General features: G+C 48.2%; 20 protein-coding genes. 6 read left to right on the forward strand and 14 right to left on the reverse strand.

From position 1 onward, the window contains the following. Nucleotides 1-14: 14 nt before the first annotated feature. The 3 genes from ACSHWX_RS00090 to ACSHWX_RS00100 all read right to left on the reverse strand — a co-directional run bounded on the left by ACSHWX_RS00090 (nucleotide 15) and on the right by ACSHWX_RS00100 (nucleotide 2300). Nucleotides 15-1280 (reverse strand): DNA-packaging protein, encoded by a 1266-nt coding sequence (locus tag ACSHWX_RS00090; protein WP_435666128.1) that lies wholly within the window; start codon nucleotides 1278-1280, stop codon nucleotides 15-17. Then, nucleotides 1267-1698 (reverse strand): hypothetical protein, encoded by a 432-nt coding sequence (locus ACSHWX_RS00095; protein ID WP_435666129.1) that lies wholly within the window; start codon nucleotides 1696-1698, stop codon nucleotides 1267-1269. Before ACSHWX_RS00095 ends, ACSHWX_RS00090 begins: the two co-directional genes overlap by 14 nt. 143 nt (nucleotides 1699-1841) lie before the next feature. Further along, the gene (locus tag ACSHWX_RS00100; RefSeq protein ID WP_435666130.1) at nucleotides 1842-2300 is read right to left on the reverse strand and encodes a YcgN family cysteine cluster protein; all 459 of its coding nucleotides are present in this window, start codon (nucleotides 2298-2300) and stop codon (nucleotides 1842-1844) included. A gap of 137 nt (nucleotides 2301-2437) precedes the next feature. Between ACSHWX_RS00100 and ACSHWX_RS00105 the strand changes: the two genes are divergently transcribed. The 3 genes from ACSHWX_RS00105 to ACSHWX_RS00115 are packed head-to-tail and all read left to right on the forward strand — an operon-like array spanning nucleotide 2438 to nucleotide 5716. Continuing rightward, on the forward strand, nucleotides 2438-4600 hold the full coding sequence (locus ACSHWX_RS00105; protein ID WP_435666131.1) for a transglycosylase domain-containing protein: 2163 nt from the start codon (nucleotides 2438-2440) through the stop codon (nucleotides 4598-4600). Between the two features lie 4 nt (nucleotides 4601-4604). Further along, nucleotides 4605-5177, forward strand: coding sequence for a DUF1214 domain-containing protein (locus ACSHWX_RS00110; RefSeq protein WP_435666132.1), 573 nt, complete (start codon nucleotides 4605-4607; stop codon nucleotides 5175-5177). After that, entirely contained in the window at nucleotides 5174-5716 is a 543-nt protein-coding gene (locus tag ACSHWX_RS00115; protein WP_435666133.1) for a DUF1254 domain-containing protein, read from the forward strand. The genes ACSHWX_RS00110 and ACSHWX_RS00115 overlap by 4 nt, the downstream gene beginning before the upstream one ends. A 38-nt stretch (nucleotides 5717-5754) precedes the next feature. Here ACSHWX_RS00115 and ACSHWX_RS00120 read toward each other — a convergent pair whose 3' ends face one another. Further along, a complete protein-coding gene (locus ACSHWX_RS00120; RefSeq protein WP_435666134.1) occupies nucleotides 5755-6636 on the reverse strand; it encodes a hypothetical protein in 882 nt (293 codons plus the stop codon). 288 nt (nucleotides 6637-6924) lie between these two features. On the opposite strand from ACSHWX_RS00120, the gene ACSHWX_RS00125 reads away from it, so the two are divergent. Continuing rightward, nucleotides 6925-8094, forward strand: coding sequence for a DUF2336 domain-containing protein (locus ACSHWX_RS00125; RefSeq protein WP_435666135.1), 1170 nt, complete (start codon nucleotides 6925-6927; stop codon nucleotides 8092-8094). Here the strand turns inward: ACSHWX_RS00125 and ACSHWX_RS00130 are convergent. From ACSHWX_RS00130 to ACSHWX_RS00140, 3 genes are read right to left on the reverse strand one after another with little or no spacing between them, the layout of a single operon-like run. Continuing rightward, entirely contained in the window at nucleotides 8091-8426 is a 336-nt protein-coding gene (locus ACSHWX_RS00130; protein ID WP_435666136.1) for a DUF1491 family protein, read from the reverse strand. The two genes, ACSHWX_RS00125 and ACSHWX_RS00130, sit on opposite strands and share 4 nt — an antisense overlap. A 4-nt stretch (nucleotides 8427-8430) precedes the next feature. After that, nucleotides 8431-9270 carry a peptidoglycan-binding domain-containing protein gene (locus tag ACSHWX_RS00135; RefSeq protein WP_435666137.1) on the reverse strand — a complete coding sequence of 280 codons (840 nt, stop codon included), beginning with the start codon at nucleotides 9268-9270 and terminating at the stop codon, nucleotides 8431-8433. A gap of 17 nt (nucleotides 9271-9287) precedes the next feature. Beyond that, complete coding sequence (locus ACSHWX_RS00140; RefSeq protein WP_435666138.1) at nucleotides 9288-11090, reverse strand: ATP-binding protein; 1803 nt, start codon at nucleotides 11088-11090, stop codon at nucleotides 9288-9290. A 256-nt stretch (nucleotides 11091-11346) separates the two neighbouring features. Here ACSHWX_RS00140 and ACSHWX_RS00145 point away from each other — a divergent pair, with 256 nt between their 5' ends. Together ACSHWX_RS00145 and ACSHWX_RS00150 are read left to right on the forward strand one after the other, a co-directional pair. Then, nucleotides 11347-11640 carry a hypothetical protein gene (locus tag ACSHWX_RS00145; protein ID WP_435666139.1) on the forward strand — a complete coding sequence of 98 codons (294 nt, stop codon included), beginning with the start codon at nucleotides 11347-11349 and terminating at the stop codon, nucleotides 11638-11640. A 150-nt stretch (nucleotides 11641-11790) separates the two neighbouring features. After that, nucleotides 11791-12198, forward strand: a complete 408-nt coding sequence (locus tag ACSHWX_RS00150; RefSeq protein WP_435666140.1) for a SufE family protein — start codon at nucleotides 11791-11793, stop codon at nucleotides 12196-12198. A 35-nt stretch (nucleotides 12199-12233) separates the two neighbouring features. On the opposite strand, the gene ACSHWX_RS00155 is transcribed toward ACSHWX_RS00150, so the two are convergent. The 7 genes from ACSHWX_RS00155 to ACSHWX_RS00185 all read right to left on the reverse strand — a co-directional run bounded on the left by ACSHWX_RS00155 (nucleotide 12234) and on the right by ACSHWX_RS00185 (nucleotide 16863). After that, the gene (locus ACSHWX_RS00155; protein WP_435666141.1) at nucleotides 12234-12929 is read right to left on the reverse strand and encodes a DUF6456 domain-containing protein; all 696 of its coding nucleotides are present in this window, start codon (nucleotides 12927-12929) and stop codon (nucleotides 12234-12236) included. A gap of 17 nt (nucleotides 12930-12946) precedes the next feature. Further along, complete coding sequence (locus tag ACSHWX_RS00160; protein WP_435666142.1) at nucleotides 12947-13357, reverse strand: helix-turn-helix domain-containing protein; 411 nt, start codon at nucleotides 13355-13357, stop codon at nucleotides 12947-12949. A gap of 201 nt (nucleotides 13358-13558) precedes the next feature. Beyond that, nucleotides 13559-13933: a MucR family transcriptional regulator gene (locus tag ACSHWX_RS00165; RefSeq protein WP_435666143.1), complete on the reverse strand. Its 375-nt coding sequence runs from the start codon at nucleotides 13931-13933 to the stop codon at nucleotides 13559-13561. Nucleotides 13934-14127: 194 nt separating this feature from the next. Continuing rightward, nucleotides 14128-14463, reverse strand: a complete 336-nt coding sequence (gene mnhG, locus ACSHWX_RS00170) for a monovalent cation/H(+) antiporter subunit G (RefSeq protein WP_435666301.1) — start codon at nucleotides 14461-14463, stop codon at nucleotides 14128-14130. Beyond that, the gene (locus tag ACSHWX_RS00175; protein ID WP_435666144.1) at nucleotides 14460-14774 is read right to left on the reverse strand and encodes a cation:proton antiporter; all 315 of its coding nucleotides are present in this window, start codon (nucleotides 14772-14774) and stop codon (nucleotides 14460-14462) included. The genes mnhG and ACSHWX_RS00175 overlap by 4 nt, the downstream gene beginning before the upstream one ends. Beyond that, a complete protein-coding gene (locus ACSHWX_RS00180) occupies nucleotides 14771-15253 on the reverse strand; it encodes a Na+/H+ antiporter subunit E (protein ID WP_435666145.1) in 483 nt (160 codons plus the stop codon). Before ACSHWX_RS00180 ends, ACSHWX_RS00175 begins: the two co-directional genes overlap by 4 nt. Further along, a complete protein-coding gene (locus ACSHWX_RS00185; RefSeq protein ID WP_435666146.1) occupies nucleotides 15250-16863 on the reverse strand; it encodes a proton-conducting transporter transmembrane domain-containing protein in 1614 nt (537 codons plus the stop codon). The genes ACSHWX_RS00180 and ACSHWX_RS00185 overlap by 4 nt, the downstream gene beginning before the upstream one ends. Nucleotides 16864-16878 lie beyond the last annotated feature (15 nt).

The following is a 16878-nucleotide window of genomic DNA, read 5'->3' on the forward strand; positions in this document are numbered from 1 at the left end:
ACCTTCAAAAAAATTTAAATGTTGCGGATGCGTGGTCGATTTGAATTGACCAAAACCAATTCAGATATGGCCCAAACCAGCGCATCTAACCTGTCTGGCGAATGTCCGTTGGAACGTCCGTCGGGCGAGAAGTTGCACATCTCGTCCTCCAGCTCTGCGAACATGCCAACATGGTGGACCAGTCCGCGCTCATAAAGCAGCGCAACTGGCTCGGCCCGCAGCCATTTACCGCGTTTCGCATGTACTGTTTTTACCGGCAATGTGGGGTTAACCTGATGCAGAGCATTCACCACCAAATCACCGCCTTGGTTGACTTCGGCAACCACACAATCTGCTTGAAACTGCTCGAAAAGTTCCCCCACCCGTGTTGCCCATTTAAGGGGAGACGCGCGACCAATTGTGCCGTCAGCCAGCACATAAACTTCGTCTTGTCCCAGCGCCGCAATCACAATTCCGCAATTATCAGACTTCTCGTGACTGGAAATTGGCGGGTCAACCGCAACCACAATCCGTTGGATGTCAGGGGCATGTTTTATCCGGTATCGATCCATTTGCGCCCTTGTCCAAAGCGCATCATCGCTGCTTTCCAAAATCTCGCCGTCTAGTTCCTGCCGGCCAAGCGAGGTGCCCTTATATTGGCTCACAATATTGGTCAGGAAAGACGGCGATAAGTTTTGTCTATTTTCATCTGTTTTCACCTTTGTGACTTTTGAATTTTCGGCTTGTATGAGCTGTTTCAGCAGCTTGATCGGTTTAGGTGTCGTGGTGACCATTTGCTGGGGCTGTTGCCCAATGCGCAAACAGAATTGAAGCATGTTCCATGCCTCTTCTGGGGCAGGCCACTTGCATAATTCATCGCTCCAAGCGCAGGAAAACTGTGGGCCACGTAAGCTTTCCGGATCACTGGCCGAATAAAGTCGCGCCGTCGCCCCATTTGGCCATTCCAGTAAATTTCTCGCCCGGTGAAATGTCGGGCGTTCTTCCGGAGGGTGGATGGCCAGCAATCCTGAGTGCCCCTCCACCATAATCGAGCGCGCATCGCTGATTGTTTCACCAATCAATGCGATGGGGCTTTTGGGGTGGCTACAGGTCGCATTTTGGCGAACCCATTCGGCACCTGCGCGGGTTTTACCCGCACCCCGTCCACCCAGTAAGAGCCAAGTGGTCCAATCGCCAGCTGGTGGAATTTGCGATGGTCGCGCCCAGATTGACCAATCAAATTTTAGCTTTAGCAGTTCAGGCTCGCTGAGTTGCGAAAGCAGATGATCAATTCTGTTCATTCATACCATTGGTATTTTGCGCGTTTTTCATATTCTGCGCCAGTACTTCACGGAGCAGCTTTAACGCCTTCCCGTCTGATTTTTGCACGCCGGAAGGTTTGTCCTCACCGCCCAGCTCGATCAGTTTCTCAAATGTTTTTGCAATATTTCCCAAGGCAACCACGTCAACGGGCCCATCCGGCGAAATTCTTTGGTCAATTTGTTCCAATTGCTTATTCAGCACGCCATACATGCGTTCGATGAATTCTGCCTTTTTAACTTGGCGATCAACCCGACGTTTTGGCCAATGCTCTCTTTTGGCCTGACTGTATAGGCGAGAACGGGTGACCGAAAATTCTTCACATAAATCTGAAATTGTCCCCTCGCCGCTTGCATATGCGCGTGCGATCTCGGTCCAATTGGGTTTGGATTTGCTCAACGTTCCGCCTGTCATAGAAAAACAAAAGGCAACCACGCTATTCGCTGGTTGCCATCTTGGCCGCACTTCTTCGACCATACCCAGAACTTAGCAAACAACCGTCACGCTGTCAAGGATTATATTCCTATTTCTGGAAATTTTTCTTATTTGGGTTCTTCGCTTGGGTCAAATTCGGGCCAACCCACAATATGGTCTTCCCAATCGCTTTCCTGCACTTTTTCTTCCGAAATCGATCGACCCTTCACCGAAATCCCTGCATCAATAACCGTCTGTTTATCGCCAGAAACCAGTGGGTGCCACCATGCAAGCCCCTTGCCCTCTTGCAAACGACGATAAGCACAGGTCACCGGCATCCATTCAATTTCACCCACATTCTTTGGGGTCAGTTTAATGCAATCGGGCACAAGGGTTTGACGATTTTTATAGTCGGAACAGCCGCATGTTTCTTCATTCATCAGTGAGCAATGGACGTCAGACGTTACGATTTGTCCGGTGTCTTCGTCCTCCAATTTGACCAAACAACACCGCGCACAACCGTCGCACAACGACTCCCACTCCGCCTCGTTCATCTCATCAAGCGATTTCGTTTCCCAAAAATTCATCGTCAATCGCCTTGTTTCGATCAAAAAATTGCGCCATCAATTGCTAAATGTTGCATAATGCTCACTTAATGCACTTAGCGTTAAGGCTCAAGCATTTATGCCAGTTCTAATAATTTGAAGTTTGGACAAAGAAACCTGTGTCGGATCCGTTTTATCAAAAGAAGAAAGGCCGCAAGACATCCAAGTTTATTCGGCTTGATTCTTGGCTGGATTCTTCGCTGTTCGAAACGTTTCAATCGCTTGGGATCGGTTACCAGCGGTTCGGTGATTTCATGTCGCGGTTTCATGTCTCTGGATTTCGACGCTTTGTGGTTGAAATTGTTTCCGACGGCATGACATTTTTCGCGCTTGGGCTGGTTTTAATGACCGCCTTGGCCATTCCTTCGTTTCAATTGACCGCCACCGGCGAATTCAATGAAGTCGACGACTACGCAATTACCTTTTTAGACCGATATGGCAACGAAATCGGGCGACGCGGCATTCGTAGCGACGACAGTTCAGAATTGGCGACGTTGCCTGAATATTTGATCAACGCAACATTGGCGACCGAAGATCGACGCTTTTACGAACACTTCGGCATCGATATTTTGGGCATTGCCCGCGCTATGGTAACCAATGTACGCGCTAGTTCGTTTGTGGAGGGCGGTAGCTCAATCACCCAACAGCTGGCAAAAAACCTATTTTTGTCGTCAGAAAAAACGATCTCACGCAAACTGCATGAGGCCTTTTTGTCCCTTTGGCTTGAGTCACATTATAGCAAAGATGACATTCTGAAATTATACTTCGACCGCGCTTACATGGGCGGTGGAAATTTCGGCGTTGCAGCGGCTGCCGATTATTACTTTGGTAAGAAAATTCAAAATGTTTCGCTTGCAGAAGCTTCCATGTTGGCTGGCCTTTTCAAAGCCCCCACCAAATACGCACCCCATGTCGATTTAGCGGCAGCAAGGGGCCGCGCTAATGACGTGCTAACCAACATGGTCCAAGCGGGCTTTATGACCGAGGGCCAAGTTACAGCGGCTCGATTTGCGCCAGCTACGCCAATAGATCGCTTTGATGATGTTGAATCACCGAACTACTTTCTTGATTGGGCGTTCATCGACGTCAAAGAAATCATCAAAGATTATCCCGTCGGATCCGCGTTTGTGGTGCGCACAACGGTAGATCCAGTATTGCAAAAGCACGCCGAGAACTCTGTAAATTCGCTATTACGCGAAGAAGGCGCAGCATATCGGGTGGAACAAGGCGCAATGGTTGTGATGGAGCCAGACGGTGCCGTCCGCGCCATGGTTGGGGGATCTGACTATGGAAAAAGCCAATTCAATCGGGCGACCAGCCCAACCCGACAACCGGGCTCGTCATTCAAGCCATTCGTTTATGCGACGGCGTTAGAAACAGGCAAGTTCAGGCCAAGTACCGTTATCACTGACGGGCCAATTTGTATTGGTGATTGGTGCCCCAAAAACTATGGCCGCTCCTATGCCGGGCGGGTGACGCTTAAAAGCGCGTTAGCGCGTTCCATCAACACTGTACCTGTTCGGCTGTCCCAGTCTACCGGGCGTCAACCTATCGCCGACCTCGCGCATAAAATGGGGCTTCAAAACTCTTTTCCTGTAACAAGATCGCTCGCTCTTGGGGTGGTGTCTGTTAGCGTATTGGACATGGCCTCCTCCTACGCCGTTTTTGCGAATGAGGGAAAAAAGGCAAAAGGGTTTGGCATCAGTCGAATATCTAACCTAAAGGGCGATGTCATTTTCGACGCGAAAAAAGCCTACATTCCTGAACAAGTGCTCAAAATCTCCACCGTTGAAGGCATCAACGAAATGTTGCGGGCAGTTGTTACCTCTGGCACCGGCAGACGCGCCCAAGTCGCAGGAACACCTGCTGCTGGCAAAACCGGCACGACCCAATCCTATCGTGATGCGTGGTTTGTTGGGTATACTGGCAACTACGTTGCTGCAGTTTGGTACGGCAATGACGATTACACGAAGACCAACAATTTAACAGGCGGTCGACTGCCAGCGCAAACATGGCAAAAATTCATGTCCTATGCTCATTCCAATACGCGTATTGCGGATTTGCGAGGTGCTGATTTTGAACGCTTGTCGGAAACTGAAACTGCAATATTGGACGAAAATGATGATAGTTTGCAGCTTGTGCGCCCGCCTTCACTAACCGAAGCCGCTGGCGAAAAACTACGTCGATTGGAACGCGCTCTTGAAGACCTTGCTCTACGGCTCGGAACCACTAGTTCTGCTGATATCTCTCCCTCAACCGATAAATCAGTCCCGTTAGGCTAGCCGCGTGTTCGCAAAGTTCATCTATTTGTGCCTGACTTTGGCTGTTGCCCTTAGCGTTGGATTTGGCTCTGCCTATTTTATGCTTGAGGATGGACGTCAGCTTTCTGCCCAAAAATACGGGTCATGGTATGGATGGCCAAATTCAGGTGCAGCTGACATCGATCCTTACTTGAAAGCCAGTCTCGCGCGGTCTGGAAATTTGCAAATGGGCCGCGCTGAAGGCGTTGTGTTCACCGCAGACACGGACGATGATGACATTTCCCTTAGTGCAAATTGCAGCTACCAGATTGCAGGCACAACCCCCAATGCATCGGTTTGGACGTTGCGCATTCAACATGCGCAAATTGGTGGGCAAGTTATTGATCCGCACTATTTGGTCAGTTCAGAGATCGTTTATAATTCGGATGGCACCTTCAACATCAACGTGTCGCAAAATGTTCAACCCGGAAACTGGCTGCCCATACTGTCGGACAAAGAATTTGCCTTCATCATGACGTTTTACGATACCAACGCATTTTTGGTGGTTGGAAATGAAGTCGCTCGTTTGCCATCTGTTCGCAAGGTGAGTTGCCTGTGAGCAAGTTTTTCACCCACATTTTTGCAGGATTGGTGCTGGGTGGCATTTTCCACCTGGCGTTCATTTTAATCCTACCCGGCCAATCAATGCACAATGCATGGACCACGATTGATCGATTGGGTACAAAAAACCAAATGATGGTCATCAAAGCCACGGGGGACAGCGCCTGGTCCCGGCTTAACCTAGACCCGGCATTTGTTTATGCAGCGTGTCAAATTGATCTTTCAGATGGACCTGTATCGATTTCAGGTAGATTACCCTCAGCGTTCTGGACGGCTTCTTTGATCGCCAAGGACGGAAGTGTGCCATATTCGACGACCAGTCGAACCAGCAACGATCGCGACTTCAACATCGCGACCTTCAATCCATCACAGTCAAGACGATTGACCAATGCCGAGTTTGAATTGGACCCGACATTGCTGATCATCAAGCTTCCAGCTGACGAATATGTTGCAATTATCAGAGTTTTACCCGCCCACCGCGCATTGGCGAAAGCCTATCGAGAAAACCTTGCAGATTTGACTTGCAGCACTCTCTAAATAGGCGGGCGGCCTTTGATTGGCCGCCGGCCTATTGGTTATTTTAGATACACGTCGTCAGTCGGTTTTTCCATTTGCGTGGCATAGCGCGAATCTAGCAATGGGAACTTTTTATCGTGATTGTAGCTTTCATCGGAAAACGGATCACAGAACTCACCGTTTTTGGCACGTCCAACCAACACCGCGAAACGGTTTAAATACTCATTTGCGGTGTGCGCTTCTTCGTGCGGCGTTTCCACCAACAAGCGATTGAGCGCAACGTCGTAGGATTTATATCGATAGTCCACAGCGCGCGCGAACCAATTGATTACGTTCTTGTTTTCATACTCGCGAGCCAACACCTGTTTTTTAACTTCGCGGTTTTTCGCATAAAGTCCTTTGAGAGCAACTTGGCGGCGGCGCTCAATTTCCATCACTTTGCAAATGCTGGCAAAGGCACCGGGAATAGTCTGAATGTCGTCATTCGCGTCCTCAGCCAAGCGCATATAGCGACCACGCGAAGATGCATATTCGTCTAGGCGTAAATGGCGATAATATCTGTCAGTGCGAAAATTCAGGTCAACAGGTTTGCCAATTCGGGTGCGCTGCATTTCAATTGCAGAATCAAACATCCAATCGCGCGCGTGGTTCGCCACCAAAAACCGCCAGACGCGGTCGCGCATCTCTTTTTCTTCGTTTGTTAAATTGAACAGGGATACCGGTTCTTTATTTTGGTGAGCGATAAGCGCACCAGCACGCGGCAAAACTTCGTCATGCAACACATCTGACTGAACGCGACCAAAGTCGCCTACAGGGCGCGCGCACGCAGCCAAAGACACAACCAGTCCAACCAGACTGATTGCCTTTAGTAAATCAACGATGCTTGTTCCGACCTTTGTCGTGCTTTGATCGCAAACGTTCATCGTGAATTTGTCTTTCATACCGTACTCCAGGAAATATTATAACGTCGCCGTTCCTACCGACAGTATCCCTGTCCTTGCACGGTTTGCTCTTTTTCAAAAATGATAGGATCTTCCCCATGGGAGACCTCACAAAACTGTGTTTAGTTGACTTTCTTGTTCACAAAAACTCACTGACTCTATTTCCCGATTGAAAAACCGGGGACAAACCCATTAAGAAATCGTCAAGGTTAACAGTCTGCTAACGAATTGATGGAATTAGTAAGTTAATTGATTTGTTTTGAACCAATTTAGTGATTTTGGGCGATTATGATCGGCTTTCAACCCTACGAGACGTTTCAGCTGCTAATTGAAACTGGCGGCGTCGACAGAGCAAACACTCTGCTTATCGCGGCATGCGACGCCTATTCGCGTCGTCCAAAGCCATTGCCGAACGAACGTATGCAGTTTGAAGCCCTCGCCCTGCGCCTATTCCCAACAGCGACCCCTTCTGCACGCCAACGCGCAGCATCCAAGCTTGCGCGCTCGCCTCACCTTTCCTCGGTCTTGGAAAAACTTGTGGTTGACCATATTGGTGACGAGTTGGGTTTCTTTTTAGAAACCAACGAATCTATTTCAGAAGAAATGCTTTCCAGCATCGTTGAAGAAGGTAATGTTGAAAAAGTCGCGTTGATTGCCAAACGGAGCGGTCTATCGAAAAAACTTGTCAGTCAGATCTTCCCGGTGAACAGCCGCAAAGTTTACCGCTCGCTGGCAGAAAATCGGTCGATCCATTTCTCTGGGCCTTATCTGCGTGCGATCAGCAAAGCGGCTGGTATGGACCAGCAAGTGGCTCATTCGCTTGCCGCGCGGGAAGACTTTGATAAAGCATATCTGTTGGCTGCATTTTTTGACCTTTCCGAAACTGAGCGACTTGAAGTTCTAAAGTCATTCCAAGGCCGCAAAATTCCGCGCACAAATATGCATCGGACATACGAGCATATCTCCGTTGCAACGGCTGAATTTACACAAGCCATGATGAAATTGTTGTCGAAGAATCGACGCCCAGAAGTCACACGGCTACTGGTGCAAATTACAGGTTTGGATGAAGTTCGCTGCGGTGAAATTGCACATGACGCAAGTGGTGCTGCATTATTCGTTGTTTTACGCGCATTTGGTTGTAATGAATATGATGGACTAAAAGTGCTCATTCACGCAACAGCCCACGACCAAAACAACTCCGGCGCGTTGGCGCAATATACGCGTTTATTTAAGCAAATTGAGCCTGAAGCCATGGTGTTTGCCATGTCGGTTTGGCGTGGTGATGTTGAAATGACTGCGTTGGCGCGGGAAGCAAATTCTGCTCCAATTTCGCACAAGCCTCTTGCGCCATACAGCAAGCGTACGCCTGAACTTGATCGGGCAGCGGACAAAGCATCGGATTCGGTCGAACGGGCAATGGAAGCCGTGCAAAAGCTTCGCGGCAACAAAGCTTCCTAACTCAAATCCGATATTGCTAGGCCCAGTTCGTCATCTCTGGTTTCAATTGAAATAACCCAAAAATCTGGATCAAAGTCCGCTTCTTTTTCAATGCGTTCGCGCACGTCTGTTGGCGTGCCCGCCTCTATGCGGCGCATAAACTCTCGGTCTGAAACGTCCGGGTTGGTTGGCGCGGGTGAAAAAAGCGAAACTTTGCCGTTCAGATGATCAACTTCAATCCAAATCTGCCCCGCATCCACATCCCCGCGTCGGGACACAACACAAAAATTGCCAACATTATTGTGTCGTCGCACAAAGGCGGACACCCAAATGTCTGCGCGCAATTTCGACATGGGGTTAAAAGTCCGGGTTGGCCGCTTTGAGCAACGTGATCAATTCCGGGCTTACTTCGCCTGTTTGATCATAATTATTGAAGGATTCGAATTTGCGAATTGCTGTGGAGGTAGATTCTCCCAAAATGCCATCGATCTTGCCCACATCATATCCCAAGGCATGAAGCCCTTTTTGAATTCGAACCACCATATCTGTGGTCAGAGCAGGTTGATTGGTCCCATTTGGGTTTGTTTTCTGCGCGATCTGCAACAATGGGTCTCCACTGCCAACTTGGGTCGGCATCGTTTGCGACTCAGTTTGCGGTTTGGCAATTGTGCCGGTCGATAGAATAGCAATTAATGCGTCGTTGATGGCGCCAGTTGCTTCCAGTCCATTGTTCACTTCAAATTCGCGGATTGCTGTCGCCGTTTTGGGTCCGTAATAGCCGTCTACTTTTTCTTGAAAATAGCCAAGATCAAACAGTTTTGACTGCACAAGAAAAGCATCTGGATTGCCAGTAACCGGTCCAAAATCAGATCGCGTTGCATTGGGTTGTGCTGATGTGTTTGTCGATTCGAGCGTTGGACGGCTTGGCGGCGGCGTAAACTCCTCCACCGGCTGCGTAACTTGCACGTTGGCCGTTTGCACACTGGTCTCTCCCGCAAACAATGGGGCCGGATGCCCATCGGTTTGAAGGAAAAGCGCATTGGATGCTGCCCAGCCAAGGGATATGCACATTGCCGCAGCAAAAACAGTATTGGCCGGCGACTTTGCCATAGCCTTAAACATGGGTGCGAAAGTTTCAAATTTTAGACCTGGCATACGTAGCTGCGGCCCCTGATCAATGTTGGCATAGTTTGCCATGGTAATTCATCTCCCAATTAGCCTGCTTTTGTGTGCAAATTTTGGCGCTGTTTGCGTTCTTCTGCAGCAAACTGCCGATCACTTAACTCTTCAAGAACCCCAGTTTGTTGCTCAGGTCCTGGTCCATCAATTGGCAGATCGATTGTGATTTCAGTGCCTTTGCCCAATGTGGATCGGATACTTACATCACCATCGTGTAACTCTGTTAGCCCCCGCACAATAGACAGCCCAAGGCCAGTACCCTCATATTGTCTATTAAGGCCATTTTGTGCCTGGAAAAATGGTTCGCCCAAACGATCAATGTCGGACTGAGCAATACCAATACCCTCATCTATTACCCGCATAGATATTTTCTTACCGATCACCCGCATGTCCAAGCAAATGGTTGCATCCTGCGGACTGAATTTTATGGCGTTTGTCAAAAGATTGATGAAAATCTGGCGACAGGCGCGTTCATCTGCCAATATTTTTGGCAAATATTTGCCTAACTTGGCTTCCAGTTTGATGTTCTTTTTGTCTGCAGCATTTTTCACAATCGCAAAACATGGCCCAACCAACGTTTCTGGAGAAAACTGCTCTGTTTGAATCTCAAACTTACCTGCTTCGAGTTTGGACATATCCAACAACATCGTAACTGTATCGAGCAAATGAGTGCCCGACTGCTTGATTAGCTCAGCATATTCCAAATGGTCATCCGATAGTTCCCCACCGATATTGTTGATCATCATGTCTGAAAATCCAACAACAGCATTTAGCGGCGTTCTTAGTTCATGCCCAATGGTCGCCAAGAACCGAGATTTAGCATCATTGGCCGTTTCAGCCTGTTTCTTTGCGTCTTCCAAGTCAGATTCTTGTGATTTTCGCACGGTGATATCACGCATAATAGCGATCACCTCAGAACGACCCTCATCATTCTTGCGCTCATGAACAGCCGATAGGGCAACTTCCACCCAAACGAATTCAGACTTTTCTTCTCGATCGCAGCGGATGCGGACATCAATCGTTTTTGCTTCGTGCTTATACCCGACGTCGGCGATAGCACTCATATACTTTGGGCGATCCAGAACGTGGACACGTTGTAAAAGTCCACTGCCAGCCAATTCATATCGGCGGCAACCAAAAAGGGTTTCCGAAGTATGGGAGAGATAGATCAATTGACCGTCAGGCGCATATCGAGCGACTGCATCGCGAACGCTCTCGACTAAATGCTTAAACGCGCGAACTCGTCCCTGATCATGGGCCGAAATTGCACGTTTTAGTTCAATAAATGAAACGATCAACAGCACGTAGGCACAGATGATAACCAGCAAAGCCAACATCTGAGTTGAAACAATGCCTGTTTCGACCTGCAAGCGCTGACCGCTCGCCAAGATTGCAAACTGTGCAGCCAAAGCGCTAAGTGCCAAAACAACGCCTGCGCCATATGTTTTTGAATGACCAAGGGCATACCCATAGATTGTGGCGGATATGACGATCGCGACACCTGCATAAATGGTATTCGGATCTAAAAATGTAACAAACGGCCCTGCCAAGCATAAAGCAACAGCCTGAACAAAAATCGATGCCTCTGGCCCAACCTTGCGGGCAATCATCATCGAAATCGAATATAGAAAAGTCGCACCGGCAACCACCATAGCCAACTTCGGTTGACCTGATGCAAAAAGATAAAGGGTTAAGGGCAGCGCAGCGATTGCAATCACCATGCTGGCGCGCGTGTTAAATTCCACCGCACTGGTTCTCACCTGATTGAGATTATCGCCAAGTTTACTGCGGTTGGAAGGCTTGAGCCAAACAAACAGTGCAGCCAAGAGGTTACGCATTACAAATTGCCACTCGATGCAAATTAACTGATAGCCCAAACTCTCACGCAAGAAGCTAAGACGACATTAAATAGGCCCATATGAGGCTCAAATCTGCATTGGTTTTTTCCGGCGTGGTAAACAAATTCTTTTCATGTTCATTTCATCTTCAATTGATGGAAAATTGGCAGATAGATAAAATTTTAGCTTTTTGTCGCACGCAGGATTTACATCTGATGTGTAATTTGGCCTCAACGGAAATTTTTGGTCGGGGAAAATGTTTTTAGTTCGTTGTACATTTTGGTTAGCGGTAGGCTTCATGGTGATTAAGCCATTTGTGTTGGACCCCAACACGGCTGTCGCTATAGCCAATTCAACCTTACAAAGCGGGAAAAACATTGCCATCGAGCAAGCGCTGCAGCTGGATTGTAACGATGCTACTTGCACCACGATTAAAACTGTTGCTGCGGTGAGTGCATTGACATCAAACCAGTTAAGCGTGCCGACACTAAACAATAAAATTGAGGAAGGTGGTCCAACACCTCCTCTTCGCCCAGACTGGGCAAACTGAACCAACAAGAGGCCGCATCACTTCCCCGATGCTACTCCAAATGCGGTTTCTACTCGAGCCACAACACTTCCCCGGTGTTGCGGCTCTTTTTCTTCATGGCGAAATTCTCAAACATATACTAATAAGAGACAAATTTTGATGGGGTGAGTCATGGACTTCGATGAAATCAAGGAAAGCTTGGAATTCTTAGACGATTGGGAAGACAGATATAAATTTGTCATCGATCTTGGAAACGAGCTTCCAACGTTGCCAGAACACGAAAAATCGGCAGCCAGCAGAGTTGAAGGATGTGTTTCCCAAGTTTGGCTGGTGGTCGACGAGGCCGAACAACAAAAGTTGAATTTCCGAGGCGATAGCGATGCTATGATCGTTAAAGGGCTCGTGGCCATTGTTGTTGCATTGTTTTCGAACAAAACGCCAAAAGAGGTGCTCGACACGCCCGCTCAAGAGGTATTTCAGGAGATTGGGCTAAACGAACACCTAACGTCACAGCGGGCTAACGGTCTTCGGGCGATGATTGACCGCGTTTATGCGGAAGCGCGTGCGCGCGCCGCTTAGTGATATCAGGCGCGCACAGCATTTTTGAGAGAACTTCAGCGCCAGTTGTTTATTTGGTTGCCGGTTGCGGTCACTTGCAATTGCAATAGCTCTGCGACCTGTTCTAACCCCATCCGTAGGATCAATTTGGCGCTTCTTCTTGGCCAACGGCGCTCGAACTCCACCTGCTGTAACCCTTTGTCAAATCCACAAATATCGATGACCACACCGGCGCAATCCTTGGGTAATCGGCCGGTTATATCTGCAAGACGTGTCCGACAATCAATCGCCATATCAGATATGTCATTGTCGTTACCTTGCGAGTTCCGCTTGGTTTGAGAAAGCTCTGATAGATTTTGCGTAACACTTGGACGTAGCTGGCTCCTCTCAACGAGGGACGAGACCCGGTTCGCTGCCAGAATGTGATGAGGGGACAAAAATGCGGCTTCCCCATTACTGCCCTTTGACAATCTTAAAATCGTACAGTTTTCACTTTGAACAGGTTGATTGTCGACATTCATTACACTGGCGGTCTTTTCTCCGATCAACAATAATTGCTGGCGCTTTAGCCATGAACGCGCTTCCTTTGTAGGGGAAAACTGACCCTCCTTTTGAGACAAAACACCTTGCCTAAGTAACGAAATGCAATCGGCATTAGGCAATGAACAACGAATTTTGCCACTGATCAGTGTAACAAGATTTTCGTCGCTCAATTGCATCGTTTGGCCAAAGAGCATACGGACGAATTTCATCTGTCTGCGCATATCTCTCATTGGGCAGAGCTCTTTTTACAATTAGGTTGCTGAGTGATGGCAAATTTCAAAATCTGCTCGAAAGATGTCAAAACGGCATCGAACTCTCTATTGTCGCGCAAGTCCTCTATTCGAGCGCAGGCATGGGAAACCGTGGTCCGGTCGCGACGAAACAAAACGCCTGTTTTTGTCAGTGAGTATCCCAGCGCCACATGTGCCAAATACATTGCAACTTGCCGACAAAAGGCAATATGCGCGCGAGAACGAGAAGTACAGCGAATGTCATGCGCCGAAACCCCGTTCACTGCGGCAACCAGACCAATGATCATATCAATATTTTTGTAATTGCTGTGTTCGAGCCGGTCTGACATCGGCAAGACGGAATATCCAGAATTTGATTTAGTATTTGAACTTAAAACATGCATCATTATAAACACTTTCGTAATAGGTATATATTCCTATAACGTGTTTTTAGTGAGGCGGGGATAAATAGGGGTGGTGGATTTTATCAAAATTTGAATAAAGCTTTAGGTTTCTTAGAGAAATCAACATTCTCCACAACCCAAAGTAGAACGAAAAATGGGCCGCTAAGCGACCCATACTGAAAATCTTCCTAAGAAACTTGTTCGCTAGCTCGCCGATTTGCGGCCCAAGCCCATTTCTCTTGCGAGGCGTGACCGTGCGGCAGCATAGTTTGGCGCAACCATTGGGTAATCGACAGGCAGACCCCATTTTTCGCGATATTCAGCAGGAGACAAGTCGTAATGAGTTCGCAAGTGTCGTTTGAGCGATTTGAATTTTTTGCCATCTTCCAAACAAATTATGTAATCAGGCGTAATCGACTTTTTGACCGATACCGCAGGCTTACGTACTTCCTGGGCAGGAACTGCCTCTTTTGATGACAAACCGTGCAGTGTTTCATGAACATCCATAATAAGCTTTGGCAAATCGCTTTGCCCTACGGCATTATTACTAACATATGCACAAACAATTTCAGTACACATGTCGATAACATCATTACTCGAATTTACTTTGCTTTCGGGAGTTTGTTCCACGTTTCACGACCATTTGTTCGAATTAAATAAACAACAAGAACTATTTAACTTGTTTTATTGCTCTACTATGCTCAAAGCATCGCGCGATCAAGCGCAAATCGAAAAATAAAGTATTTACCGAGTATTATATAGAAAACCTGTGACTACTTGTCTTTTTCCATGTCATTAACGCGGGTTATTTCTGAAGGTCTATAACCGGCCGCGTAAGCAGCTTTCGCCAACAAATGAGCTGAGACGGGTGCTGTGAGTAGAAAAAACAGAAATCCAGCCAACGCACGCAATGCAACAGATCCATCCATTGCGATGACGGCTATTGCAAGAAACGCCAGCCCAGAACCGAGCGTGCCAGTTTTTGATGCGGCGTGCATGCGCGTATAAAGGTCAGGAAGACGCAAAATGCCAATTGCTGCTGCAAGGCTAAAGATAGCGCCAACGACCAAAAGAAGCCCAGCAACATAGGAGAGAATGTCTAACATTATTTTGTTGCCTCCGCATCGGTCTGATTTTCTCTAATCTGCCAACGCTGCAACACAAACCTTGCAAACGCCACTGTCGCCAAAAAGCCGACCAAGCCCAATGAAATTGCGATATCTAGGTACAGCGTGTAACCGGTTTTAATGGCAATAACCGCAATATACCCAATGCCCACTGATACCATCATATCAAGGGCGAGAATACGGTCTGGTAATGTTGGGCCGCGCACAATTCTGACTATAACAAGCAGCAAAGCCACTGTTAAAATGCCAAGTGCTACAGTTATGGAATATTCTAAAAACTCTGGACCAGTCATGCTTGAAACACCTCGATGATTTTCGCCTCAAAGCCCGTTGCTATATCTTTGATCATTGCTTTTTTATTTGGCGCAGAAAGGGCATGGACATAAAGAACCGATCGATCTTCAGCGACATCTATGCTCAACGTGCCTGGCGTTAGCGTAATCAAGTTGGCGAGCAACGTAATTTCCAAATCCGACTTAACTGTGAGGGGAAAAGCTATGATGGCCGGCTCAAGCGATTTTTTCATGTTTGGTGACAAGACCAATATCAAAACTTTGACCGAGCTTAAAACCAACTCATAAAGAAACAACAGTGCCAAGCTGATCACTTTTGGGATTTTTCCCAAAAAAGCCGGGCGAGCGATTTGCATGCGGATAACCCACAAAGACAAAATGCCAATTGCGCCGCCCAGTAACAAATTGCCCAAGCTAAACGTGCCTGTTATGGCCGCCCAGGTTATGCCGAGTAGAACCACTAAAGCAAGAAACGTCATCTGCCCTCTCCCCCCAACACAGGTTGGATATAAGAGCTGGCGGCGTTAGTGACATCAAATGCCGAGCGTGCGCCAGCTTCAATATATAATGACGGCCAAAGCCCCATCAAAACGATCCCTGCGACAAGCGCTGCGGTTGGCAATAACCCCCAAACAAAGCCGCGCTGATCAAGTGGTTTCAACTTGTCATTTGGCACTTCAGACTGTTTACCCTCGCGACCATTGCGCCAGAACACATGCGCCCAAATTCGCGACCCTGCAATAGAAGTCAGGATCGAGTTTATAAGGATTGCGCCGACCACCCACCATTGATGAACGGCTAGTGGACCTTCGCCCACTGTTAGCGCTATGCCGGATTGAACCAATACAAGCTTGGGCCAAAACCCTAGAAATGGCGGCAGTCCAGCGGCGGCAAAAACCAAGATCAAAAACATGATGGAAAGTGGAGAACTTGCCCGATAAATCCCACCAAGATGGCGAATATCGGACGTGCCACCAATGCGTTCTATCAACCCTACTGCCAAATAAAGTGCAGTCATTGTGAGCATTGAATGCACGGCATAAAGGCTGGTGCCAAACACACCAGACCGTGTGCCAAATGCTAACCCTGCGAACATTGCGCCGATGCCACCAATCACGAAAAAGCCAAGAGCGCGCCGAATATTTGTTTGGGCGAGAGCCCCCATTGGGGCGAGCACCAAAGTCGTGACGGCGACGATCATGATGACGATTTGCAATTGGGCATGTGACTCTGGAATTAGCATCATATGCACCCGCAAAAGCGCATAAACACCCACTTTGGTCAAAAGTCCGGCAAACAGTGCAGACACCGCAGGATCAGGCGCGTGATAGGAAGCGGGCAACCAGCTATTCACTGGAAACGCTGCGGCTTTCATCGCGAAGGCTAAGAAGAACAGCGCCGCGACAGACGCAATTGCGCCATTTTCGACATTTGGCACCTTTTGCATGATGTCGGCCATATTGAGTGTGCCAACGAGGCCGTAAAGATAGGCAATTGCGATGAGAAAGAATGTGGTGGCCAAAAAGTTGATGAAACCATATTTGATAGCGCCATCCAGCTGTATTTTGCGTCCACCGATCACCATTAACCCGAATGAAGCGATCAACATCACTTCAAACCAAACATATAGGTTGAACAAATCGCCGGTTAGAAACCCACCCGACACACCCGCAAGCAGCAACAGCATGAGAGGGTGATAGCCGTGAACATTTTCTCGGTTTTCAATCTCGCTTTGGACAAAAAACAGCACCACCAACATAACAATTGTGGCCACCAGCGCGAACAACGCGCCAAGGCTATCGGCGGCGAAGCTGATCCCGTAAGGCGGGAGCCAGTTGCCCATCGTCATCGACAGCGTACCGCCGGTGTAGACTTTTTGCAGAAGGGCAAAATTGCTCAGCAAAACTGCTATCAATATGGCAAACGAAAATGGCGCTTGCCATTCTGTACGCTTCCGAAACATAAGAAGGATCGCTGCGCCGATAAGGGGCAACGCGACAGGCCAAACGATCACCCAGTCAGAAACAAGCGTCGCCGTTTCGAGCATTGCGTCAGGTAGATCAGTTGGTGTTGTTGTGGAACTCGCCATATTGGTGAGACCTCT

Origin of the sequence: Maritalea sp., from assembly GCF_051251695.1 — a bacterium.
Classification (GTDB): domain Bacteria; phylum Pseudomonadota; class Alphaproteobacteria; order Rhizobiales; family Devosiaceae; genus Maritalea.